This window comes from Hymenobacter sp. BT559 (genome assembly GCF_017571525.1).
GTDB lineage: Bacteria > Bacteroidota > Bacteroidia > Cytophagales > Hymenobacteraceae > Hymenobacter > Hymenobacter ginsengisoli.
The window spans coordinates 44,172-65,110 of sequence record NZ_JAGETY010000008.1 but is presented as its reverse complement, the minus strand read 5'-3'; the positions used below and the strand labels follow the sequence as shown (position 1 = coordinate 65,110).

Annotated in this window: 19 protein-coding genes; 4 read left to right on the top strand and 15 right to left on the bottom strand. The window is 53.6% G+C overall.

The window, feature by feature from the left end; translation table 11 throughout:
* Positions 1-6: 6 nt before the first annotated feature.
* The 15 genes from J4D99_RS12450 to J4D99_RS12380 all read right to left on the bottom strand — a co-directional run bounded on the left by J4D99_RS12450 (position 7) and on the right by J4D99_RS12380 (position 17,047).
* Positions 7-588: a DUF420 domain-containing protein gene (locus tag J4D99_RS12450; protein ID WP_208132040.1), complete on the bottom strand. Its 582-nt coding sequence runs from the start codon at positions 586-588 to the stop codon at positions 7-9.
* Entirely contained in the window at positions 572-1,264 is a 693-nt protein-coding gene (locus tag J4D99_RS12445) for a hypothetical protein (RefSeq protein WP_208132039.1), read from the bottom strand. The genes J4D99_RS12450 and J4D99_RS12445 overlap by 17 nt, the downstream gene beginning before the upstream one ends.
* A gap of 8 nt (positions 1,265-1,272) precedes the next feature.
* Positions 1,273-1,629, bottom strand: a complete 357-nt coding sequence (locus J4D99_RS12440; protein ID WP_208132038.1) for a cytochrome C oxidase subunit IV family protein — start codon at positions 1,627-1,629, stop codon at positions 1,273-1,275.
* Positions 1,630-1,699: 70 nt separating this feature from the next.
* The gene (locus J4D99_RS12435) at positions 1,700-2,476 is read right to left on the bottom strand and encodes a cytochrome c oxidase subunit 3 (protein WP_208132037.1); all 777 of its coding nucleotides are present in this window, start codon (positions 2,474-2,476) and stop codon (positions 1,700-1,702) included.
* Positions 2,477-2,519: 43 nt separating this feature from the next.
* Positions 2,520-3,110, bottom strand: a complete 591-nt coding sequence (locus tag J4D99_RS12430) for a cytochrome c oxidase subunit 3 (RefSeq protein WP_208132036.1) — start codon at positions 3,108-3,110, stop codon at positions 2,520-2,522.
* Between the two features lie 92 nt (positions 3,111-3,202).
* On the bottom strand, positions 3,203-4,054 hold the full coding sequence (cyoE, locus tag J4D99_RS12425; RefSeq protein WP_208132035.1) for a heme o synthase: 852 nt from the start codon (positions 4,052-4,054) through the stop codon (positions 3,203-3,205).
* A gap of 55 nt (positions 4,055-4,109) precedes the next feature.
* Complete coding sequence (locus J4D99_RS12420; RefSeq protein ID WP_345229273.1) at positions 4,110-5,201, bottom strand: COX15/CtaA family protein; 1,092 nt, start codon at positions 5,199-5,201, stop codon at positions 4,110-4,112.
* 176 nt (positions 5,202-5,377) lie between these two features.
* On the bottom strand, positions 5,378-7,234 hold the full coding sequence (locus J4D99_RS12415) for a cytochrome c oxidase subunit I (RefSeq protein ID WP_208132033.1): 1,857 nt from the start codon (positions 7,232-7,234) through the stop codon (positions 5,378-5,380).
* Between the two features lie 29 nt (positions 7,235-7,263).
* Positions 7,264-8,361, bottom strand: a complete 1,098-nt coding sequence (locus tag J4D99_RS12410) for a cytochrome c oxidase subunit II (RefSeq protein ID WP_208132032.1) — start codon at positions 8,359-8,361, stop codon at positions 7,264-7,266.
* 90 nt (positions 8,362-8,451) lie between these two features.
* Positions 8,452-9,759 (bottom strand): quinol:cytochrome C oxidoreductase, encoded by a 1,308-nt coding sequence (locus J4D99_RS12405; RefSeq protein ID WP_236018643.1) that lies wholly within the window; start codon positions 9,757-9,759, stop codon positions 8,452-8,454.
* A gap of 7 nt (positions 9,760-9,766) precedes the next feature.
* Positions 9,767-10,516, bottom strand: coding sequence for a c-type cytochrome (locus J4D99_RS12400; protein WP_208132031.1), 750 nt, complete (start codon positions 10,514-10,516; stop codon positions 9,767-9,769).
* A 2-nt stretch (positions 10,517-10,518) separates the two neighbouring features.
* The gene (locus tag J4D99_RS12395; RefSeq protein WP_208132030.1) at positions 10,519-11,115 is read right to left on the bottom strand and encodes a DUF3341 domain-containing protein; all 597 of its coding nucleotides are present in this window, start codon (positions 11,113-11,115) and stop codon (positions 10,519-10,521) included.
* Positions 11,108-12,586, bottom strand: coding sequence for an NrfD/PsrC family molybdoenzyme membrane anchor subunit (nrfD, locus tag J4D99_RS12390; RefSeq protein WP_208132029.1), 1,479 nt, complete (start codon positions 12,584-12,586; stop codon positions 11,108-11,110). Before nrfD ends, J4D99_RS12395 begins: the two co-directional genes overlap by 8 nt.
* Positions 12,587-12,634: 48 nt before the next feature.
* On the bottom strand, positions 12,635-15,700 hold the full coding sequence (locus J4D99_RS12385; protein ID WP_213019561.1) for a TAT-variant-translocated molybdopterin oxidoreductase: 3,066 nt from the start codon (positions 15,698-15,700) through the stop codon (positions 12,635-12,637).
* A 114-nt stretch (positions 15,701-15,814) separates the two neighbouring features.
* Positions 15,815-17,047 (bottom strand): cytochrome c3 family protein, encoded by a 1,233-nt coding sequence (locus tag J4D99_RS12380; RefSeq protein WP_208132028.1) that lies wholly within the window; start codon positions 17,045-17,047, stop codon positions 15,815-15,817.
* Between the two features lie 481 nt (positions 17,048-17,528).
* Here J4D99_RS12380 and rpsF point away from each other — a divergent pair, with 481 nt between their 5' ends.
* The 4 genes from rpsF (at position 17,529) to J4D99_RS12360 (ending at position 20,913) form a co-directional block, all read left to right on the top strand.
* Positions 17,529-17,912, top strand: a complete 384-nt coding sequence (rpsF, locus tag J4D99_RS12375) for a 30S ribosomal protein S6 (protein WP_208132027.1) — start codon at positions 17,529-17,531, stop codon at positions 17,910-17,912.
* Between the two features lie 19 nt (positions 17,913-17,931).
* On the top strand, positions 17,932-18,204 hold the full coding sequence (gene rpsR, locus J4D99_RS12370; RefSeq protein WP_151085757.1) for a 30S ribosomal protein S18: 273 nt from the start codon (positions 17,932-17,934) through the stop codon (positions 18,202-18,204).
* Positions 18,205-18,214: 10 nt separating this feature from the next.
* Positions 18,215-18,658 (top strand): 50S ribosomal protein L9, encoded by a 444-nt coding sequence (gene rplI / locus J4D99_RS12365; protein ID WP_208132026.1) that lies wholly within the window; start codon positions 18,215-18,217, stop codon positions 18,656-18,658.
* Positions 18,659-18,735: 77 nt separating this feature from the next.
* Positions 18,736-20,913 (top strand): GSCFA domain-containing protein, encoded by a 2,178-nt coding sequence (locus tag J4D99_RS12360; protein WP_208132025.1) that lies wholly within the window; start codon positions 18,736-18,738, stop codon positions 20,911-20,913.
* The last annotated feature ends 26 nt before the right edge of the window (positions 20,914-20,939 follow it).

Here is a 20,939-nt window from a genome sequence, read left to right as displayed (position 1 = left end):
GTTCGGCTAGCCCGCCGGGTAATACGGCGCAATCATAAAATACACGATAACGCCCGTAATTGATACGTAGAGCCAGATAGGAAACGTCCAGCGGGCGATGCGCTTATGCTTGGTGTATTGCCCAGTGAGGGCAAAATAGAGGGTAAACAACACCAGGGCCACCGTCACGGCCGCCAGGCTGATATGAGATAATAGCAGCAGAAAGTAGATTCCCCGTACCACCCCGGCACCCCCAAAATGCGTGCTGGCCACCTGCGAATGGTAGGCCACGTAGGAAACCAGAAACAGCCCCCCTAGCGCAAAAGCAGTGCCCATGGCGGCGCGGTGCGCCAGCACATTTTTTTGCCGGATAAAGTAGAAGCCTACCAGCAGCGCCGCAGCCGTCAGCGAATTCAGAACCGCGTTTACAGCAGGTAGCTTACGTAGGTAGGCATCGGCGCCTTCAATGCGGAAAAGGCCGTGGTAATAAAACAGTACTGCTACCAGCAGCGGCACTACCACGCCGAGTGTACCCAGGATAATTTTATACTTGGTATAATCGCCCGGCTCCAGCACGGGCGGGTGCAGCTGCTCAGCGGCGGTTGTCATAAGTATAGAGCAAAACGTTGACTTCGGTAATAAGGCGCTCGACTTCGTACTTGTCGGTGGCGTCATAGTAGCCGCGCACATGCTGGGCTTTATCAACCAACAACAAGCGGCCAGGCAAGAGGTTCCCCGGCTCAGTAGCGGGCCGGAAAGGAAAATGCTCGGGCCGCAGGGCAGTTTGCCCAAACTCATATTGCGCTAGCCGCCGTAGCGTGTCTACCGGCGCTGCTCCTATTACCCATTTGCCTGCAATGGTGCCGTATTGTTCCCCAAGCTTTTCAAGCTTCGTGTCGGTAGCAGCAGTAGTGCCCTCGGTTGGCATCAGGGTCAAGAGTCTTACTCGCGGCTCGGGCCGAAAACGCTCTTGCAGGCGGGCCAATGCCCGGCTGGCCGCTTCACCAGCCTCACCCGGCGCATAAAACTGCACTATGCACAGGTCTTTGCTCACGTCGGTGCTTACTAGTGAGCGGCCACTTACCATGCGCATATAAAAAGGGCGCACCCGGTGAAAAACAGTATCGCGCTGCCACCCTCCTGCCGGGGTACGGACCGAGTCCGACCGCTCGGGCAAGTAGGTTGGCAGCGCGTAATGGTTGCGGCCGAAGCCATAGAGAAACAAGAACGCCAGTACCGGCACCAGCAGCAGCAGGCCCAGCAAGATGGTCTGGCGTGGTCGCATCCTCTACCCTAGCGGCTGAACATGTGCGACAGTACCTCGCCCACGTAAGAGCCTTCAGTAACGAGCGCCACTACCAGCCACACTAGCAGTGCCGTTGGCACCAGGATAGTCCAGATGAGGCTCTTCACTTCATGCTTTAAGTGCATGAACTCGCCTACAATAAAGAACGCCTTCAAAATCGTCATTACGATGAAGATGGAGTTCCGGACAGTGCGCAAGCCTGGCGACGTCATGCTGAACGCGATGGCAAACTCGACGGCCGTGATAATAACCAAAACCCAGAAGGTTTTCCAAATCCAAGCAGTATTTGGCTTGGCAATTTCGCCGGTGAAGGCGCCGTGTTCGGGGGCAGCGTGCGAAGACATAGGGTAGTTGCTGATTGTTGGGAGTTGATTGATAAGTGACTTCGTCAGTCAGCAATCGACAATCAACGAATTAAACGAGGTAGAAGAACGTAAAGACGAATACCCACACCAAGTCTACGAAGTGCCAGTAGAGGCCGATTTTCTCAATCATTTCGTAGTGGCCGCGCTTCTCAAAAGTACCGTTGGTAGTAGCAATAAAGCACCATACCAGTAGGCACACGCCCGAGAATACGTGGGTGCCATGGAAGCCCGTGATAAAGAAAAACAAGTCGGCAAACAGCGGCGGGCCATACTGATTCACAGCCAGGTTGGCGCCGTGCATGATAGTGCCGTCGGCCATGCGCGTGCCAGGGCCTTCGCCCCCAATAAAGTGCGTCCACTCAAGAGCCTGGCTGCTAAGGAACATCGAGCCAAAGAGGATGGTCCAGAGCAACCACTTCTGCACGTCAGCCTTGTCCATGCGATGGCCGGCTTCAACAGCCAACACCATGGTCACGGAGCTGAAGATGAGAATCATTGTCATCAGGGCCACGAAAGCCAGCGGCAAGTCTACCCCGTGCATACCAGGGAAGGAATTAAATACCTTCTCAGGAATGGGCCAGTGCGCAGTGCTGAAGAAAAAGTCTTTGGCAGCGCCCGTATACACCCCGTGCTTGTGACGAATCAGGCCGTAGGCCGTCAGAAACGCCCCGAAGGTGAAGGTATCCGACAGTAGAAAAAACCACATCATCAGCTTGCCATAGCTTGCCTTGAAGGGTTCGTTGCCACCATCCCAGGTACCGGTGCGCGGGGCATCGGTATAGGCGGCGGAGGCAGCGCTGGGCTGCAAAGTGGTAGATTGGGCCATAACGGACAACAGTTGGACAGGCGGGCTTACGCCAAAATCCCGTTTAGTGGTTCAAAAGTAGGAACAAATACAGGTACAGCCAAAGCCCACCCAGGAAGTGCCAGTACAAGGTAGCGTTGCCAATCGAGAGCATTGCCCGCGAATGTACCTGATACTTAAGGCTGCGCTTCAAAACCACGCCCACGAAAATGAGGCCCGTAATGAGGTGGAAAGCGTGCACGCCCATCAGCACGTACACGAACGAGCCCGAAGGGTTAGCGTCAGCACCGCCAAAGAAGGTGTGCCCCGCCACCAGGTCGCTCCACGAGTGCAGCTGCCCGAACAGAAACACCACTCCTAGCACTATGGTAAGGAGCAGGCCTAGATTAGCACGCTTTATTTCGTCGTGCTTGGCCGAGTAGTAGGCAAACTGCATTGCTGCGCTACTAAGGGCAATGACGATAGAGTTGAACAGCAGGCTCATGGGCAAGTCAAACTCGCGCCAGTTGCCTTCGTCGCGGCGCACGATGTAGCCGCTGGTAAACGCAGCAAACATCATGACGATGCTGAAAATCAAGAGAATGAGCAACACCCGCTTAGGGTGCCAGCCTAGTCCCAATTCTTTATCGGCCAAGGTGGCTTCAGAAGTATTCATGTCAGAAAAATATTGGGTTATAATCAGTGTCAGCTAGGGTCGTTGTCCGTGAGTAGCTGCCTACTTCCTAACAACAAATGCCCAACTAAAAATCAAACTTTATCTAAAAGCAGCGCGATTTGCACGATGGGCAAATAGAGAAACGAGGCAAACATGATGCTAAGCGCAGCCTTACGGTCTTGGGTACGCATAAGCCGCACCGTAAGCATAGTAAATAACACCCCGCATACCAGCGCTACCCCTGCCGATACACGCCCCGAGATGCCCAGTACCAGCGGCAGCAACGACACCGGAATGAGCAGTACCGTGTAGGTCATAATCTGGAAAGCCGTGCGCAAATCGCGCTCGCCGGGCGAGGGCAGCATCTTGAAGCCAGCTCGCTTGTAGTCGTCATCAGCTACCCAGGCAATGGCCCAGAAGTGCGGAAACTGCCACATAAACTGGATTCCAAATAATACCCATGCTGCCTCTCCTAAGTAGCCGGTAGCCGCTACCCAGCCAATGAGCGGCGGTAGCCCGCCCGGAATGGCTCCTACGGCCACGCACACCGGCGACACGGTTTTGAGCGGGGTATAGATGAACCCGTAAAGAATGAGCGAAAGCAGCGAGAGCGCCGCCGTGAGCGGATTGAAGAAGTAGGCGAGCAAGGCTAACCCTGCCACCGCTAGCACTACACAAAAGACCCAAGCCTCAGTGGGCGAAATGCGGCCGGTAGGCAACGGCCGGTTCTCGGTGCGCTTCATCAGCTTATCAAGGTCTTTCTCGAAAACCTGATTGATAATATTGGCCGCTCCAGTAACAAGTAGCCCGCCTAGCAGCACTAGCAGCGCCCGGCTCCAGTTCGGTGTGGCTAGGCCCAGTAGGTAGCCTAGGGCACTCGAAAACGCTACCGTAAAGGAAAGCCGGAACTTGAGCAGTTGAAAATAGGCGCGGGCCTTCGTCATTAACCTGAGAGAATTGCTGCTGCAAAGGTACGCCTTACCGGGGCTAGCCCGGGCATTACTGGGCAGCTTGCAGCGTATGGGCAACCGGAAGTGCTCCCAGCTTGGCCAGTCTTCGCAAAGCCAATAGCGTCAAAAACTGGGCACCAAAAAGCAATGTTGCCAACGTCAGATGCACAGGCTGCTCAAAAGCCGGCAGTGCATAATAGGCTAGCGTAATACCAACCACCATTTCCAGCCCTAGTATCACCCAGGTGGCCACCAAAAGCTTTCGTAACACTGGCACTTCCAGTTGCCACAGCTGGTATCCTACATATACGTTTACGAGCACCACAATCGCCGACAGCGTGCGGTGAGACTCGAATACACTACCTAGCTTATCAACCCAGGTGCTACGCTGCGCATAGCCTGCCGCCGAGGCAATCTGGTCAATTTGCTCACGTACCTGTGTGCCGAGAATAATCTGAACAAACGTTACTAACAAGGCTATCCACAGCAGCCAACGCAGGCCAGTGGCCGTGGCTACCTCTTCATCATCCTGCCCCCCTAGCGTCTCCAATTCTATTTGCCGGTTCAACGCCTCTTCAGCATTGGCCCACCGAGCCCGGTGCGCTGCGTATAGCAGCAGTGCCACAATAAGCAGCGCTAGCCCCATATGAATCGTCACCATGATGGGTAACAAGTTGGTCGAAACAACTAATGACCCTAGCCACCCCTGAAAGCCAGTGAGCAGCCAGCTCACTACTGCCAACCAGAATACAGAACGGTCGCGCCGCCAATAAGGTAGTGCTACTACTGCTGTCACGAAGACAAAGATGCCGATAAGTGCCCCTAGCAATCGGTTTACATACTCAATCCAGGTTTTAGTGGCATTAAAATCGGTCTCAATGTATTGCGTAGGGTGCGCGAATATTTCTCCGGCCACTTGCCGAAAACCCAGGCTAGCCAGTGTACGAGCCAGCTTTTGATTTTTGGCTACGCGCTGTGCGGTATATACCTGTTTATAATCAGCAGGAAGTTGACTGGCCTCGGTAGGTGGCACCCATTGCCCAAAGCACTTAGGCCAATCGGGGCATCCCATACCCGAACCCGTAGCGCGCACGATTCCACCTACCAGAATTAACAGGTAGATGCTTGCCACCGTTAGCACACTCCAAAAACGAAAACGGCGCCCAAATCCGGATTCTTCCATAATGCTATACTTTTTGAAATAACATCGGGCACGTAATACAAAGTCCGGCAGACTTGATAAAATGTGCGCTCAGTAGTAAAAGAAACGGGCCGCCGTGGTGCGGCGGCCCGTTCAGGCAAAGTCACTTTAAGCTACTACTCGGCCAGTTCCCGCTCATAAGGCAGGTTTGAAGAAGGCGTCTGCGAGTATGGTACATTTTGAGGGATGAAGTCAACCTCCGAACCGGGCTTGCTATAGTCATAGGGCCAACGGTACACGGCCGGAATCTCACCAGGCCAGTTGCCGTGGCCGGGCACGATGGGCGTCGTCCATTCCAGCGTCGTCGAGTTCCACGGATTTTCTGTAGCGCGACGGCCGCGGAAAATGCTGTAGAAGAAATTGAAAATGAATACGAACTGCGCGAAGAATGCTAGGATAGCAGCAATCGAGATAAACTTGTTCAGGTCAGCGAATTGCGAGAAAGCATCAAAGCCAGTCCAAGAATAGTAACGACGGGGGAAACCAGCAATGCCTACGTAGTGCATCGGCATGAACACCAAGTACACCCCTATAAAGGTCAACCAGAAGTGGATATAACCTAGCTTCTCGTCCATCATGCGGCCAAACATTTTGGGGAACCAGTGATATACCCCAGCAAACAAGCCGAAGAATGCCGACGAACCCATTACTAAGTGGAAGTGAGCTACCACGAAGTACGTGTTGTGCATCTGAATATCAAGGGTAGCGTTGCCAAGGATAATACCCGTGAGGCCGCCCGAAATGAACAGCGATACAAATCCAATAGCGAACAGCATAGCTGCAGTAAAGCGGATGTTGCCCCGCCATAAAGTAGCTAGCCAGTTAAATACTTTAACCCCAGACGGCACGGCAATAATCAATGTCAGGAACATGAAAACCGAGCCTAGGAAGGGATTCATGCCGGTCACAAACATGTGGTGAGCCCACACAACGAATGACAGCAGCGAAATACCAATCAGTGAGCCAATCATAGCGCGGTAGCCGAAAATAGGCTTGCGGGCGTTGGTAGCCAGAATCTCTGATACCATACCCATTGCTGGCATGATTACGATGTAAACCTCGGGGTGACCCAGGAACCAGAACAAGTGCTGGAACAACACAGGTGAACCACCCTGGTTGTGCAATGCCTGACCAGCAATGTAGATGTCTGACAGGAAGAATGAAGTGCCAAACGAGCGGTCGAAAACAAGCAGTAGAGCCGCCGAGAAGAGTACCGGGAACGACAGGATGCCGAGAATAGCAGTAAGGAAGAAGGCCCAAATGGTGAGCGGCAACTTACTCATGCTCATACCGCGGGTGCGCAGGTTAATAACGGTAGTCACATAGTTTACCCCCCCTAGCAGCTGCGACACGATAAAGAATACCATGCTTACCAGCCACATCGTCATGCCCATACCTGAACCAGGAATGGCTTGAGGCAAGGCGCTCAAAGGAGGATAGATAGTCCAACCAGCTGAGGCGGGGCCTGTCTCCAAGAACAATGAGCAGAACATAATCACGCTCGACAGGAAGAAGAACCAGTACGAGAGCATGTTCATGAAACCCGATGCCATATCGCGGGCACCTACCTGCAGCGGAATCAGGAAGTTAGAGAATGTACCTGACAAGCCAGCTGTCAGCACAAAGAACACCATGATGGTGCCGTGCATAGTCACAAGCGCTAGGTAGAACTCAGGGTTGAGCTTACCACCTTCAATCCATTTGCCGAGCAGTGGCTGTAGCCAATCAAGCGTAGCCTCAGGCCAGCCTAGCTGCAAACGAAAAAGGCTTGACAACACCCCACCGATGATAGCCCAAAGCATCCCTGTAATGAGGAACTGCCGAGCAATCATTTTGTGGTCTTGGCTGAAAACGTATTTCCACAGCCAGTGCTGGTCATGGTGTTCGTGGTCGTGCAGATGGTCGTCGTGCTCGGTATGAGGAACCGGAGCCGTGCCAATGCCCGCCGTAGTAGGTCCAGCGTTAGAAGACATAGTGTATGAATTAACTATTTAGAAAAACCTTACATCGAAGCTTGCGCAGCCAGCGGAGCAGGCGTTTCGCCAGTCTCCTCTATTGCGTTAGCTTTAGCTCCTTGGCTACCGCCCTTACCTAAACCAGTTTGCTGGCTCATTTGCTTATAAGAGGCCATCAAATCAGCATTTTTAGACACTGGGCTCTGAGCTGCAAACCAGGCTACATAGTCATCGGGCTCATCTACCACAATGTTCAGCTTCATAGCAAAGTGACCTTTACCACAAATTTGATTGCAAGCCAGTTCGTAGTTAAACTTGGGGTTACCCAACTTAGCACGCATCTCATCAGTGGTAGTCGTAGGCGTAAACCAAAAACGAGTTGGCATACCTGGCACTGCATACATCTGTACCCGGAAGTGAGGCATATATACCGCGTGCAACACATCGCGCGAGCGAATTTTAATCAGTACCGGGTGGCCTTTAGGAACGTGGATTTCTGAAGCAGTGAAGTCATCCATCGAAGCTTTATCGCTGAGGTCAAATCCAAACTCGTTGGAAGCATCGATAAGCCGGTAGTTTACTACACCAAGCTTCATATCGCGACCGGGATAACGAACCAGCCAGTTGAACTGCTTACCCATTACCTCAAGCACAATAGCATCTTTAGGAGCTGGGCCAGTAATACGTGTCCAAGCTTTCCAGCCAGCGAAAATCAGCGAGGCCATTACAATAGCCGGGATAATCGTCCAGATAACCTCGATTTTGTTGTTGTGCGAGAAGAAGTAAGCACGACGTCCTTCCTTGTACTGGTACTTATAGGAATAAACGAACAACAGCACTTGCGTCAGAACGAAAGCAATGCCAATGACTATCATTGTCGTCCAGAACATGCGCTCCATTGCATGGCCATGAATGGAAGCAATGGGGGGGTTCATTTTATCGAAATTATCGGCAAATGACCAGAAGAAAGCAGCTCCACCGACAACCATGAATACAAGCATCAGCACCGCATTTACGCGGTTACTGGTGCCTATCTGACGCACGTAGGAACCAGAGAAAATAGCTGTTAGTATCTGGAGGCGGAACAACAGGCCGAATACGACCAGTAGCAGCACCAGAACTAGCAGGATAGTTAAAGAAGTCATTGGATAAAAGGTAGAATTCTGAACTTAGAGCTTAGGGCTAGCAGGCTCTTACTTGCCAAGCTCTAAGTTCTAAAAATCTAAGCTCTTGAATTAAGTGGTGTGATGAACGCTTTCTTCAACAAAGGGGTGATTTACTGGAATCAACGAGGCCTCGGCCAAACGACGAGTTACCAGAATCAAGAAGGCTCCTAGGAAAATCATTGCAATGCCAATCTCAATGAGGAACCCGTTATCACCCTTCATAGTGCCCGGCATTATCATTAAATAGAAGTCGGACCAATGGCCTATGAGAATAGCGATACAAACGATTTTCATGATAATCATTTGGCGCTTAGCATCACGAGTCATCAACGCTAAGAAGGGGAAGGCAAAGTTGATAACGAGGTTAGCGTAAAACAACCACGTGTAGCGGCCTTCAAAGCCACCTAGGCGCTGGTTGAAGTACACCGACTCTTCGGGTAGGTTGGCGTACCAAATCAGCATGAACTGAGCAAACCACACATATGTCCAGAAAATGCTGAAGCCAAACATTAGTTTGCCCAAGTCATGGAAGTGGTTAGCGTTCATGAAGCGTAGGTAACCAGCCTGCTTCAGAAAAATGGCAATAAGCGTGGTAGCCGCAATGCCTGATACCCACCAAGAGGAGAACACATACCAGCCAAACAGTGTGCTGAACCAATGCACATCGACTGACATTACCCAGTCCCAAGCTGCCATAGATGAGGTCACAGCAAATAAAACCAGGAAAAGCGCAGCAGTGGTTATACTGGTATGAAAGTAGCTAGTGCCACCGTTTAGGTCTTCGGCCAGTGAGAGTTGACGCAAGCGCCACGTAAATACACCCCAGATAACCAAGTAGGAAATCATTCGCACGAGGTAAAAACCAAACGTGAGAAACCCTGATTTACCAGCCACAATCCGGTCGTAGTTGGCTGAACCCTTAGTCATGATGCCCTCATGGGTCCAGTGGAATATGTCGTGGCGGCCAACAACAAAAAGGACAACCAGCAATACTCCACCAGGAATAAGCCAAGCGCCCAGCGCTTCATTAATACGCTTCACTACAACCGACCAGCCGGCATAAGAAACGTATTGGATAGCCATGAACACCGTACCCACTACCGAGATACCGATGAAAAATACGTTGCTCTGCCAAAGGCTCACAACTAGGCGGCGGACAAGTACCGAGTGACCTTCGTGCGTGTCGGCGTCATGGGCAGCATTTATATGCGTAACCACTTCGTGGCTCTCGCCCCAGTGCATAAGGGCAGCGATAATGCCGAGTATCAGTACCAATACTCCGGCACCAATAATGGTCATAAACGTCCGCTGAGCCTTTGGGCTATGCGCTAGCTGCTCAATGGCGGCGGGTTCGTGATGATGAGTCAGAGTTGCCATAAGTCAGTTACATCTTGCCGTTGCGGGCTTTATCACCCTGGCCGGGTGTGTCGGAATGGGTCTTGGCGTTGGCTTTGCCTTCACCTTTCTGGTTGGTTGGGTCAGTCATTGCTGATGCATTACCAGCCGACGCGTCGGTAGCATCTACCGGGGCAGTGACTTTTACAATCTTGGGAAGGTCAGCCGGGTCATTGTTGAGCTGCAGTACGTGTACGTACATCGCAATTTTCCAACGCTCCTCAGGGTTCACTTGTGAGCCGTGAGGCATCATCCGGTTTTTGCCCCATTCGATGACGTGGTAGATATGACCATCGTTCATCGTTTTGTAAGCACCTGTGGAATAATTGGGCACACCTTTATATTTCTGCCCTACTAGCCCCTGTCCATCGCCTTTTTCACCATGGCAGTGTTGGCAGTAACGAGTGAAAAGTACTTGTCCTTCCTCAATATTCGCCTTGGTGTAGGCATAAGGATTGCGGAGTGTACGTTCAGCGATGCCCACACTGTCTTTAGGGATGTGGTCGAAGTAAGCCAGCTTTCCACGCGGCACCGTGCCACTAGCGGGCGTGCGCTGGTTTATACCAAACGAATTAATCGTATTGAAGCTGATTTGGCGCAGCGGCTCATACGGAATCGACTCGTACATCTCGGGCGCATATTCAACGCCGGGGCTATTAGGGTCGGGTGAGCACGATGCCACGCCAAGGCTCAGGGCTAGCGAGGCCGCGGACAGCCCGTATTTGAGGGAAGGCGACATCATTAGAATTTGGTCATTTCCTTTTGATTGACTTCGCTAGCCCCGTTTTCGCGGAATAGCTGGGTCAACTTGGGCAGTTGAGAGCTTTGCTCGTCTAGTTCGATGGCTACTACAAACTTGTCATCGGTCGAGCGGACGTCTAGTACTGGCGTTTTGAAGCGTGGATAAAGCTTGGAAATCATGTAGAAGGTGATTACCATGCCGTGGCAGGTAAAGAACACTGTCAGCTCAAAGCTTACTGGAATCCATGCGGGCAGCGAGATGTGCGGCTTGCCACCGATAATCATCGGCCAGTCGAAGCCCAGTGTATAAAACTGGAGCCATAGTGCAAAGGCTAATCCGCACATGCCATAGAAGAACGCAGCAATTGGCAGGCGTGAACGCTCAATACCTAGTGCATCGTCGATACCGTGCACGGGATAAGGAGAGAACACATCGTAAATCTTTACGCCAGCAGCCCGAATGTTGTCGATGGCATGAAGTAGCACATCTTCATCGTCGAAGATACCTAGCGCGAAGCGCTTGGTAGAACTGTGCGTGGCCGGCTCGGTGTGCACAATAGTAGCTGGCACGGCAGTGGTAACGGCAGGGCTAGTCATTTTGCTTATCGTAGTTTACGGGTGCCGAAGCCGGAACGCCGGGCGTAGAATAAGGAGCAGGCGAGGTATGAAGGCTAGGGTTTCGGCTGCCATCATTAGCGCCTCCATAAGTAGGACCATCGTTTACGGTGTACTTCAGGATGGTTTTTACCTCGGCCATGTTGATTACCGGGAAGAATTTGGCAAACAGCAGGAATAGGGTAAAGAACAGGCCGATAGTACCCACGTAAATACCAATATCAATGATGGTAGGCGAGAACATAGCCCACGAAGAGGGAAGGTAGTCGCGGTGCAGCGACGACACGATGATAACGAAGCGCTCGAACCACATGCCGATGTTCACGATGATAGACAGGATGAACGTCATCGTGATGCTATAGCGAATGCGGCGAATCCACACGAACTGGGGCGACAGCACGTTGCAGCTCATCATGCTTAGATAAGCCCACCAGTAGGGGCCGGTAGCACGGTTGATAAAGCAGTACTGCTCGTACTCAACCTGAGAGTACCAGGCAATGAAGAACTCCGTGATATAAGCCACGCCTACAATAGAGCCAGTTACCATCATGATTTTATTCATGAGGGCGATGTGCTCCAGCGTGATATAGTCTTCCAGCTTAAATACTACGCGGGTAATGAGCATCAGCGTCAGTACCATTGCAAAGCCCGAGAAGATAGCACCAGCCACGAAGTAGGGCGGGAAGATAGTGGTGTGCCAACCAGGTACAACCGAGGTAGCAAAGTCCATCGATACAATAGTGTGCACCGACAGTACCAGCGGCGTCGAAACCCCCGCTAGAATCAGCGATACCGTTTCGTAGCGCGACCAGTGCTTAGCCGAGCCGGTCCAGCCCATGCTGAGTAGCGAGTAGCTTACGCGGGCAATTTTGCCTTTCGCACGGTCACGGATGGTAGCAAAGTCAGGTACCAGACCCGTGTACCAGAATACCAGCGACACCGTGAAGTAAGTCGAGATAGCAAATACGTCCCACAACAACGGTGAATTAAAGTTTGCCCAGAGCGAACCTAGCGTGTTTTGCAAAGGGAACACATAGAAGGCTAGCCAAGGCCGACCCATATGCAGAACCGGGAACATTGCTGCGCAGATTACAGCAAAAATCGTCATAGCTTCCGCAGCGCGGTTAATAGACGAACGCCACTTCTGACGGAACAGCAGCAGTACAGCTGAAATCAGCGTTCCGGCGTGGCCGATACCTACCCACCATACGAAGTTGGTAATGTCCCAAGCCCAACCGATAGTTTTATTCAGGCCCCACTCACCGATACCGTACCACAGCGTCCGGTATACGGAGTAGAAAAATATCGCTAGGCCAATGAGCGCTACGCCCAAGGCACCCATCCAGCGGATGTTTGGCGCAGCTTCTACCTGGTAGCAGATATCCTGCGTGACGTCGTGGTACGTCTTACCACTCGTTACGAGCGGTTCACGTACTGGTGATACGTACTGCATAGTGATGAATATTTATGACTTAACTCTTACTTAACAGGCAGTGGCGGCTTAGGCGTTTTCTTTTTCTTCGGTAGGGAAGAACTCAGCCGCACCGTTGCGAATTTTGGTCAGGTACGTGATGTTGGGCTGTACGTTGATAGAATCGAGCACGTGGAAAGCACGTTCGCCATCCTCACGGCGCAACAGTTGGCTGATGCGGCTAGATGGGTCACGCATGTCACCAAAGAGGATAGCCTCGGTAGGGCATGACTGAGCGCAGGCCGTCACGACTTCGCCATCCTTCGGGCGACGCTTCTGCTTCTTGGCTTCGAGCTTACCAAGCTGAATACGTTGCACGCAGAACGAGCACTTCTCCATCACACCACGAGCGCGAACCGTTACATCAGGGTTCAGCACCATGCGGCCGAGGTCAGTGAACATATGGCCGTTCACGTCTTCGAACTTTTCATTAGAATAGTACGAGAACCAGTTGAAACGACGCACTTTGTATGGGCAGTTATTGGCGCAATAGCGCGTACCTACACAACGGTTGTAAGTCATCTGGTTCAAGCCTTCCGAGCTGTGGGTAGTTGCCAGTACAGGGCATACCGTCTCGCAAGGGGCATGGTTGCAGTGCTGGCACAGCATCGGCTGGAAGATTACCTGCGGGTTGTCGGCAGGGTCTTCCATAGCTGCGTATGTTTTCAGCTTGCCTTCCTTCTCGAACTCATCTTCGTGGTGAGCTGAGCTGTAGTAGCGGTCAATACGCATCCAGTGCATCTCGCGGCGGTTAATAACCTGCTGCTTACCTACTACGGCAATATTATTTTCGGTCTGGCACCCAATCACGCAAGAGCCGCAGCCAATGCACGAGTTAAGGTCGATAGCCATACCCCAGTGGTGGTCATTGTACTGATAGTCTTGCCATAGCGAAACCTTATTAGGCTTTTCCAAACCTTCAGGCGTTGCGATGCGCTCGTACTCAGTTACCTCCTTTGGGTTCTCACGGTATTTGGCCAGAGTATTTTCCTGTACTACCTCATGGCGGTCCATGATAGTGTGGTGGGTTTGCGTTTGAGCAATGGGGCTAGTGGCACCCGTTTTCTCCAACGTAACGGTGTTGTAGTACATCACACCGGCAGGGGTAGCCTGGGCCAGCGGGAATGCATTAGCACCAACCGTATCACCTACTTTACCAACTTTGGTGCGGCCGTAACCAACAGCAATACCTACTGTACCATCGGCCTGGCCAGGCTGCACAAGTATCGGCAATTCAATACTCTTACCACCAGCCGTTACTTTCACTACATCATTCTGCTTCCATTTCTGCTCCTCGGCCATCTTGCGCGGCACAGCCACGTAGTTGCCCCAGGTAGCTTTCGAAATGGGGTCAGGTAGTTCGTGCAGGAAGGGGTTATTTGCTTCTACCCCACCCTCACCAATACCAACCTTTTCGTACAGTACGGCTTCGATACCTGACTTAATACCACCGCCCAAGCGACCAGTTGCATCAGCAATGCTTAGTGCTGGCGTAGTAAAAGCGGTGGTAGTGAGCGCCGAGCCAGTAGCTACACCATCGTGTACAGCCTTGTCCCAGGCAGTTTGGAAGCCGCTACTCCCTAGCACAGTACGCCAGCCATCTTTCAGGAAGTTGTAATACGACTCGTTAGAGCCGCCCCAACGCAGGAAGGTTTCTTGGGCCTGACGGGTTTTGAAAAGCGGCGTGATAGCCGGTTGTGCAAGGCTCAACGAGCCACGCTTGGGTTCGAAGTCGTTCCAAGATTCAAGCCAATGATGGTCGGGTGCCTGATACTGGCAAAGCCAGCCAGTCTCATCAAGGCGGTCATTGAGCGAAATTGTGAGTGCTGCCTTATTGCCTTTCAGTGCCTCCTCAATCTCTGCACCACGCGGGTGGTTAAACACCGGGTTAGCATGGTAAAAAATTACCGTGCCTACTGCTCCGCTCTTCAGGTCATTAATGAACTGCGTCATGCGGGCGTCTTCGCCCTGGCGCACATACGACGGTGCCGTAAGGTTGAGTGTAGTGCCTACGTTACCCAGCGATTGGTTGATGGCAGCGACTACCGTTTGAATAGCCGGGTCGTTCGAGCCCGATACGACCAACGAAGCACCGCGGTTAGCTTGGAGCTCTTTGGCGGCTTGGGCTACTTGCTTTTGAGCAGCAGGCGACAAGCCAGCTACCGAGCCACCGCCCGCTACCGTGTTATACAGGGCTAGCGCTACGGCGCCCATTTCCGAAGGCTTAACCGGCACGCGCACATCGGCGTTAGAACCAGTCAGCGACAGCGTAGTCTCGAACTGGAAATGGCGCGACATAGTACGCTTGTCGCTACTTACCTTACGGTTAGTGATATACTGACGCGAATACTCGACTGGCGAAATCCAAGTACCTAGGAAGTCAGCGCCTAAGCTAACTATAACATTAGCGCGGCTGAAGTCAAAAGCTGGCAGTACGCCACCATTTGCTTGGATTAACGCCGAAGCCGAGTTCACGTCGTACATAACGTGCTCGAAATTGCGGGCGCGGCCGGCCATCACGGCAATGGCACGCTTGGTACTTGGGCTGATGATAGTCGGCGAAACCAGCACGGTTTTACCTGTAGTGCTGGCTAGGCCGGCACGCACGGCGCGGTCAAGCTCATCGAAGTCTACCTGCTTGCCCTTCGCCATGAAGTGCCGCAAGCGGCCACCATCGTAGAGGTTAAGCACGGCAGCCTGGGCGCGGGCCGACAAGCCACCACGCGTCACCGGAGACTCGGGGTTACCTTCTAGCTTAATTGGCCGACCATCGCGGTTTTTTACCAGCACCGCGTTGTAGTCCGACCCAGTGAAGTAGGTAGAAGCGTAGAAGTTAGAAACCGTAGGGTCGATTTCTTCCGGCTTGTTGAGGTAAGGAATAGCCTTGCGCACCGGCGTTTCGCAGGCAGCTAGGGTAGCTGCAGCCACGCCAAAGCCCATGAGCTTTAGGAAGTCGCGGCGCGGGGCTACCGACGAATCATCGGCGTGACCGGCGCGGCCTTCTTTTACCGGCAAAAAGTCGGGAAACTCGGCGAAGGCGTTCTTTACGAACTCCGGTGAGTTGTCCAGCTCTTCAATTCCCTTCCAGTATTTCATTTTATCAGGTATGAGACATTTGCAGTGAGGTAAGAGGCGGTGCAGCTGCCACTAGGGGGCTAGCTGCGCCCGCTGCCTAACTCATGTCCTTTATAAAAGCTTAGCTAGAAAATATTAATAGTGGCACTTCGAGCACTCGGTACCGCCGTTCGACGACACAGTGAAAGGCACGGCATTGTTCGACTTGTCGTGCAGCTTCACGAGGTTGTCGTAATAGGCATTGCCTTTCGTATTGAGGGGCGTCTCGCGGTGGCAGTTGATACACCAGCCCATGGTCAGAGCCGAATACTGGTACACCACTTCCATGTTTTGAATGGGCCCGTGGCAGGTCTGGCACTGAATGCCACCTACCTGGGTGTGCTGCGAGTGGTTGAAGTAAGCAAGGTCAGGCAGGTTGTGCACGCGCACCCACTGAATGGGTTGCTTGCGCTCGATAGCCCGGTAGATTTTTTTGATTTCCGGCGACTCTGTCTTAATCTGCGAGTGGCAGTTCATACAGATGTTGGCCGAGGGGATGTTGGCCGACTTAGCCTTGTATACCGAGGTATGGCAGTAGGCGCAGTTAATTTGATTTTCGCCGGCGTGGATTTTGTGCGAGAAGGCAATCGGCTGGGTTGGCTGGTAGCCCTGGGTCAGACCTACAGCCATTACACTTTGTACGCCTTCATAAAGAAGCACTAATGCGAACACGGTACCTACGATGCCGCGTAGCACGGGCGAGCGGTAGAGGCCAGCCCAGTCGAAGCGTTGATTGAGCACTTCAATGTCGCGGCCATCCAAGTCTTTACGGCCTTGTAGCACGTCCTTCATCAGGTTAGCGATGATGGCTAGGGTCACTACCAGCACAATCAGCACTACTACTAGCACGATGAGCAGCATATCGGTGTACCCACCAGCGGCAGCACCGGCAGCGGCACCGGTTTGGCCATCGGCCGCGCCAGCATTGGCCGCAGTAGCACCACCAGCGGTTTGGTTAGCGCCACCTTCCTGAGAAGTTACCCATGCTACGATGCTAGTGATTTCTTTGTCCGACAACTGCGGGAAAGCAGGCATTTGCTGCTTTCCGTTGTCGTTGAACAGCTTAACAGCATACTCATCGCCACTGGCAATGACTTTGCTGGAGTTGTGTACCCACGGAATAATCCAGGAGATAGGACGACGCTTGCTGATACCAGCCAGTGCCGGGCCTACTACTTTATCGTTTACAGCGTGGCACTGGGCGCAGTTGTTTTTAAACAAGGCATCGCCGGCAGCGATAGCGGCGGCATCGCCACCACCAGCACCCTGCGCGCCAGTTGGTGCGGCGGCAGCGGCCGGAGTGGCAGCTGCTGCGGTACCAGGCGTCATGCCGTTTTTGCTAACGGTGGCTTGCTGAGCCCAAGCCGGGGCCGATACGGCCAGAAATAGTGCTAGCACCCAAGAACTGGTGCGTGATAGAAAGCTATTCATCATCCAAACGAACCGGTAAAACGGATTTCGGGCGTACCCTTTCCGGGGTGCAAATGTAGGCTACGAATCTTGGGCGGCAAAGGTGGGAATGGCATTTTCAAGACCTCTCAGCTTATTTGGAAGCAAACTAAACTTGATTTTGTGCCCTATTTTACACCCCTTGTAGCACTAAGCCCTTGGTTGTTTGAGCAACTTGCCTGTTATGGCTTTGTTTTTCTTAGAGGACTGCTAAGCTTTGAAATTATCTGTTTTACAGGCAAACGTCTGATAGCTCTCAGGCACTTATCTTATTAATAGCTGCCGCTATTGGTAATGCGCCGGAAAATCAGTACCTTTGCCCCCCAATTCATTTTTTTCACTTTCAAAATCAACCCCGTCAATGGACGTAAGAAATTACGAGACGGTCTTCATCCTCACCCCCGTGCTGAACGAGGGCCAGGTGCAAGAGACGGTCGAGAAGTTCTCGCAGGTGCTTAAGGAAAATAGCGCCGACCTCATTTCTACTGAAGCCTGGGGCTTGCGCAAGCTGGCTTACCCGATTCAAAAGAAATCCACCGGTTATTACTTCACGCTGACTTACAATCACAGCGGCGAAGGCAACATCGTAGACGTGCTCGAGCTGGCATTTCGTCGTGACGAGCGGGTAATCCGCTTCCTCACCACGGTGCTCGATAAGCACGCCGTGACGTACAACGAGCGCCGTCGCAACGGCGAGATGAACCAACAGAAGGCGCCCCAGGCTGCCGAAGCTGTAGCTCAGTAACCCTCTAGCACGCAACACGATGGCTACGCAAAATAACCGCAACAACAACCGCGACAACGGCAACAAGCCGGTTGACACGCGCAACAAGTACTGCCGCTTCAAGAAGAACGGTATTAAGTACGTAGATTACAAAGACCCGAACTTCCTGCTGAAGTTTGTGAACGAGCAGGGCCGCTTGCTGCCCCGTCGCATCACCGGCACCAGCCTGAAATTCCAGCGCAAAGTGGCCCAGGCCGTAGCAAAAGCTCGTCACCTGGCGCTGATGCCCTACGTAACTGACGCCCTGAAATAGACCTGAAGACATGGAAATCATTCTGAAAGACGACGTTAAAGGTCTGGGCTACAAGAACGACCTCGTAACGGTAAAATCGGGCTACGGCCGCAACTATCTCCTGCCGCAGGGCCTAGCAATTCTGGCTGACAAATCGGCTAAGAAAATCGTAGCCGAGAACGTGCGCCAGGCTGCTCACAAAGCCGAGAAGGTGAAAGCTGATGCCCAGGCAGTAGCTGACCAAATTGGCGACCAAGTATTTGACCTGCCCGCTAAGGTGGGTGAAACCGGCAAAATCTTTGGCCGCGTAACCACGCTGCAACTGGCTGAAGCGCTGAAAAACAAGGGTATTGACGTAGACCGCAAGCGCCTGAGCTTCGACCAGGAGCCCACCACGGCCGGCGACTACACCGCTACCTTGAACCTGCACAAGGAAGTGAAGCACACCATCAATTTCCGCGTAGTGGCTGCCTAAGGGCTAGTTACTAGCACGTTAGAAAGACGCCCCGCCGCAAGGTGGGGCGTCTTTTTTTGGGCCTACCTTTGCGATTCATGTTTCGGACTGAACTAACTATTGCGCCGCAGGAGCGGCAACTAGCCCGCACGGCGCGGGTGCTCACCGTAGGCTCGTGCTTTGCCGACAGTATCGGCACGCGGCTACGGCTGAACAAGGTGAATGCGCTGGTCAACCCTTTTGGGACGGTGTTTCAACCGCTTGCCCTAGCGCAACTCTTGCGCGCCGCCGCTGGCGAAGAGCAGGACTGGCAGCAGCACGTGGTAGAAGCGCGGTGCCGCTGGCAGAGCTACGACTTTCATAGCACCATCGGGGCTGAGTCGCCGGTCGAGCTACTGCAACTTATCCAAGAAACAGTGCACCGAGTGGGCGACTTTGCGCGCACTGCCGATGCGGTGGTACTGACGCTAGGCACCGCCTGGGCCTACCGCCTGCGCGAAACCGATGAACTCGTTAGCAACCTGCACAAGCTACCATCCAGCCTTTTCGAGAAAGAGCTACTGACGGCCGATGAGATTGTGAATGGGCTAGCGGAAGTGCATGCTTTGCTGCGGCGACTTAACCCGAGCATCCGCATTGTGCTTACGGTAAGCCCCGTACGCCATATCAAGGATACGCTGCCGCTGAATGCCGTAAGTAAGTCGGTATTGCGTGTGGCCTGTCACTACCTCAGCGAGCTGCTGCCGGGTGTGAGCTACTTCCCGGCTTACGAGCTGCTAACGGATGAGCTGCGCGACTACCGCTTTTATGCCAGCGACATGCTTCACCCCTCAGAAGTGGCCGAAGACTACATCTGGGACAAGTTTGCGCGGGCTTACTTTGATGCGGACTTTGGGCGCTTCCGCAAAGAGTGGACGGCCGTGCGGCAGTCGCTAGGCCACCGGCCGCTGCACTTGGGGGCACCCGAGCATCGCACGTTCCTCGACCAGACGGCCGAGCGCCTCGAACGACTTGGTAGCCAAGGCGTAGATGTGCGCCAAGAGTTGCGCGATGTCCAGCGCCAGCTGGCCGCCTTGCCACCGCCCAAGCCGGTGCGCGCGCCCATGGTAGAGCCCGACGACGATGAGGAGCGTATTGACATTGGCGGAGAAGTTGAGGATACGGAGGCCGCTCGCCCGCTAGCCCCCGTCGCGCAGCCCGAGCGCCGTGAGGATAATCGCCGCAATGGACGGCGCAATGACCGGCCTACCCGTACTGAGCGTGACCGCCGCACCCAGCAAGAGCCCATACCCGTAGTGCCTGCCAGCGAGGGTGAACTGGATAACAAGAGCTCCTTACCTACCGAGGTAGCTGCTGATGCCGAGGCGGTACTGATGGGCGCCGAGAACGCGCTCCTACCTGCGGACCAAAGCACTGCTTATCCGGCAAAAAAGAAAAAGCGCCGCTCGCGGGGTGGCGCCAAGCGCACGGCTCGCAAGAACGCTGCTCGCCTCGCAGCCGAGCAAGCTGGCACAGAGGGCCTAGCGGCCGAGGAGTTGTTGGAGGAGCTTGCTCAGGAAATAGCTGGCATTACGCCCGAAGATGAGGCAATAGTCCATGCAGCCGAAACGGACTCAGGCGAAAGCGCTGCTTCATCAGAGGCTAGCGAAACGATACCTCAGCACCTGCCGGAAAACGGGCCAGCCCAACTACCAGCGGTGCGCAAGCGTGGCACGGGGCCTACGCCCAAGAAGTCGAAGGTTATCACCAAATCAGGGCTAGTGAAGCGTGGCGACCGTCGCAGCTTGTACCGCTCACCGGCCCCGGACAATACAGCCAGCGTTGACGCGCCTGCTTTACCCGAAGTAGTACCAGCTACGGCGCCGATTATCTCACCGCCGATTATTCCGGTGGCATTGCTAGAGCGGCCAGCCGTAGCGGAAGCAGTATTCGCAACACCGCCCGAGCCTATCGCGCCGACGGAGCCGGCCGCGCCAAACGCCGAAACACCGGCGCCTGCGAAGCCTCGCCGGGGACGGCCCAAAGCCGCTAAGCCGGCTACTGCTCCGGCCATTGAAGTGGAGGCCACTCCCCCACCTGCCCCTGAACCCGAAACTTCACTAACCCGAGCTAAGAGGCCTACCCGCGCAACCAAAGCTGCCAAGCCGGCCGACACTAAGCCAGCTGCAACTAAAAAGGCGCCTGCAAAGAAAAAAACAGCGGCCAAACCCGCGGGCTCACGTCGCCGGGCAGCTCCTTCAAGCGAGCCGCCAGCGCCTGAAACACCCGCCAGCTAAGCTTTTTCGAAACCCAGCCCCACCGG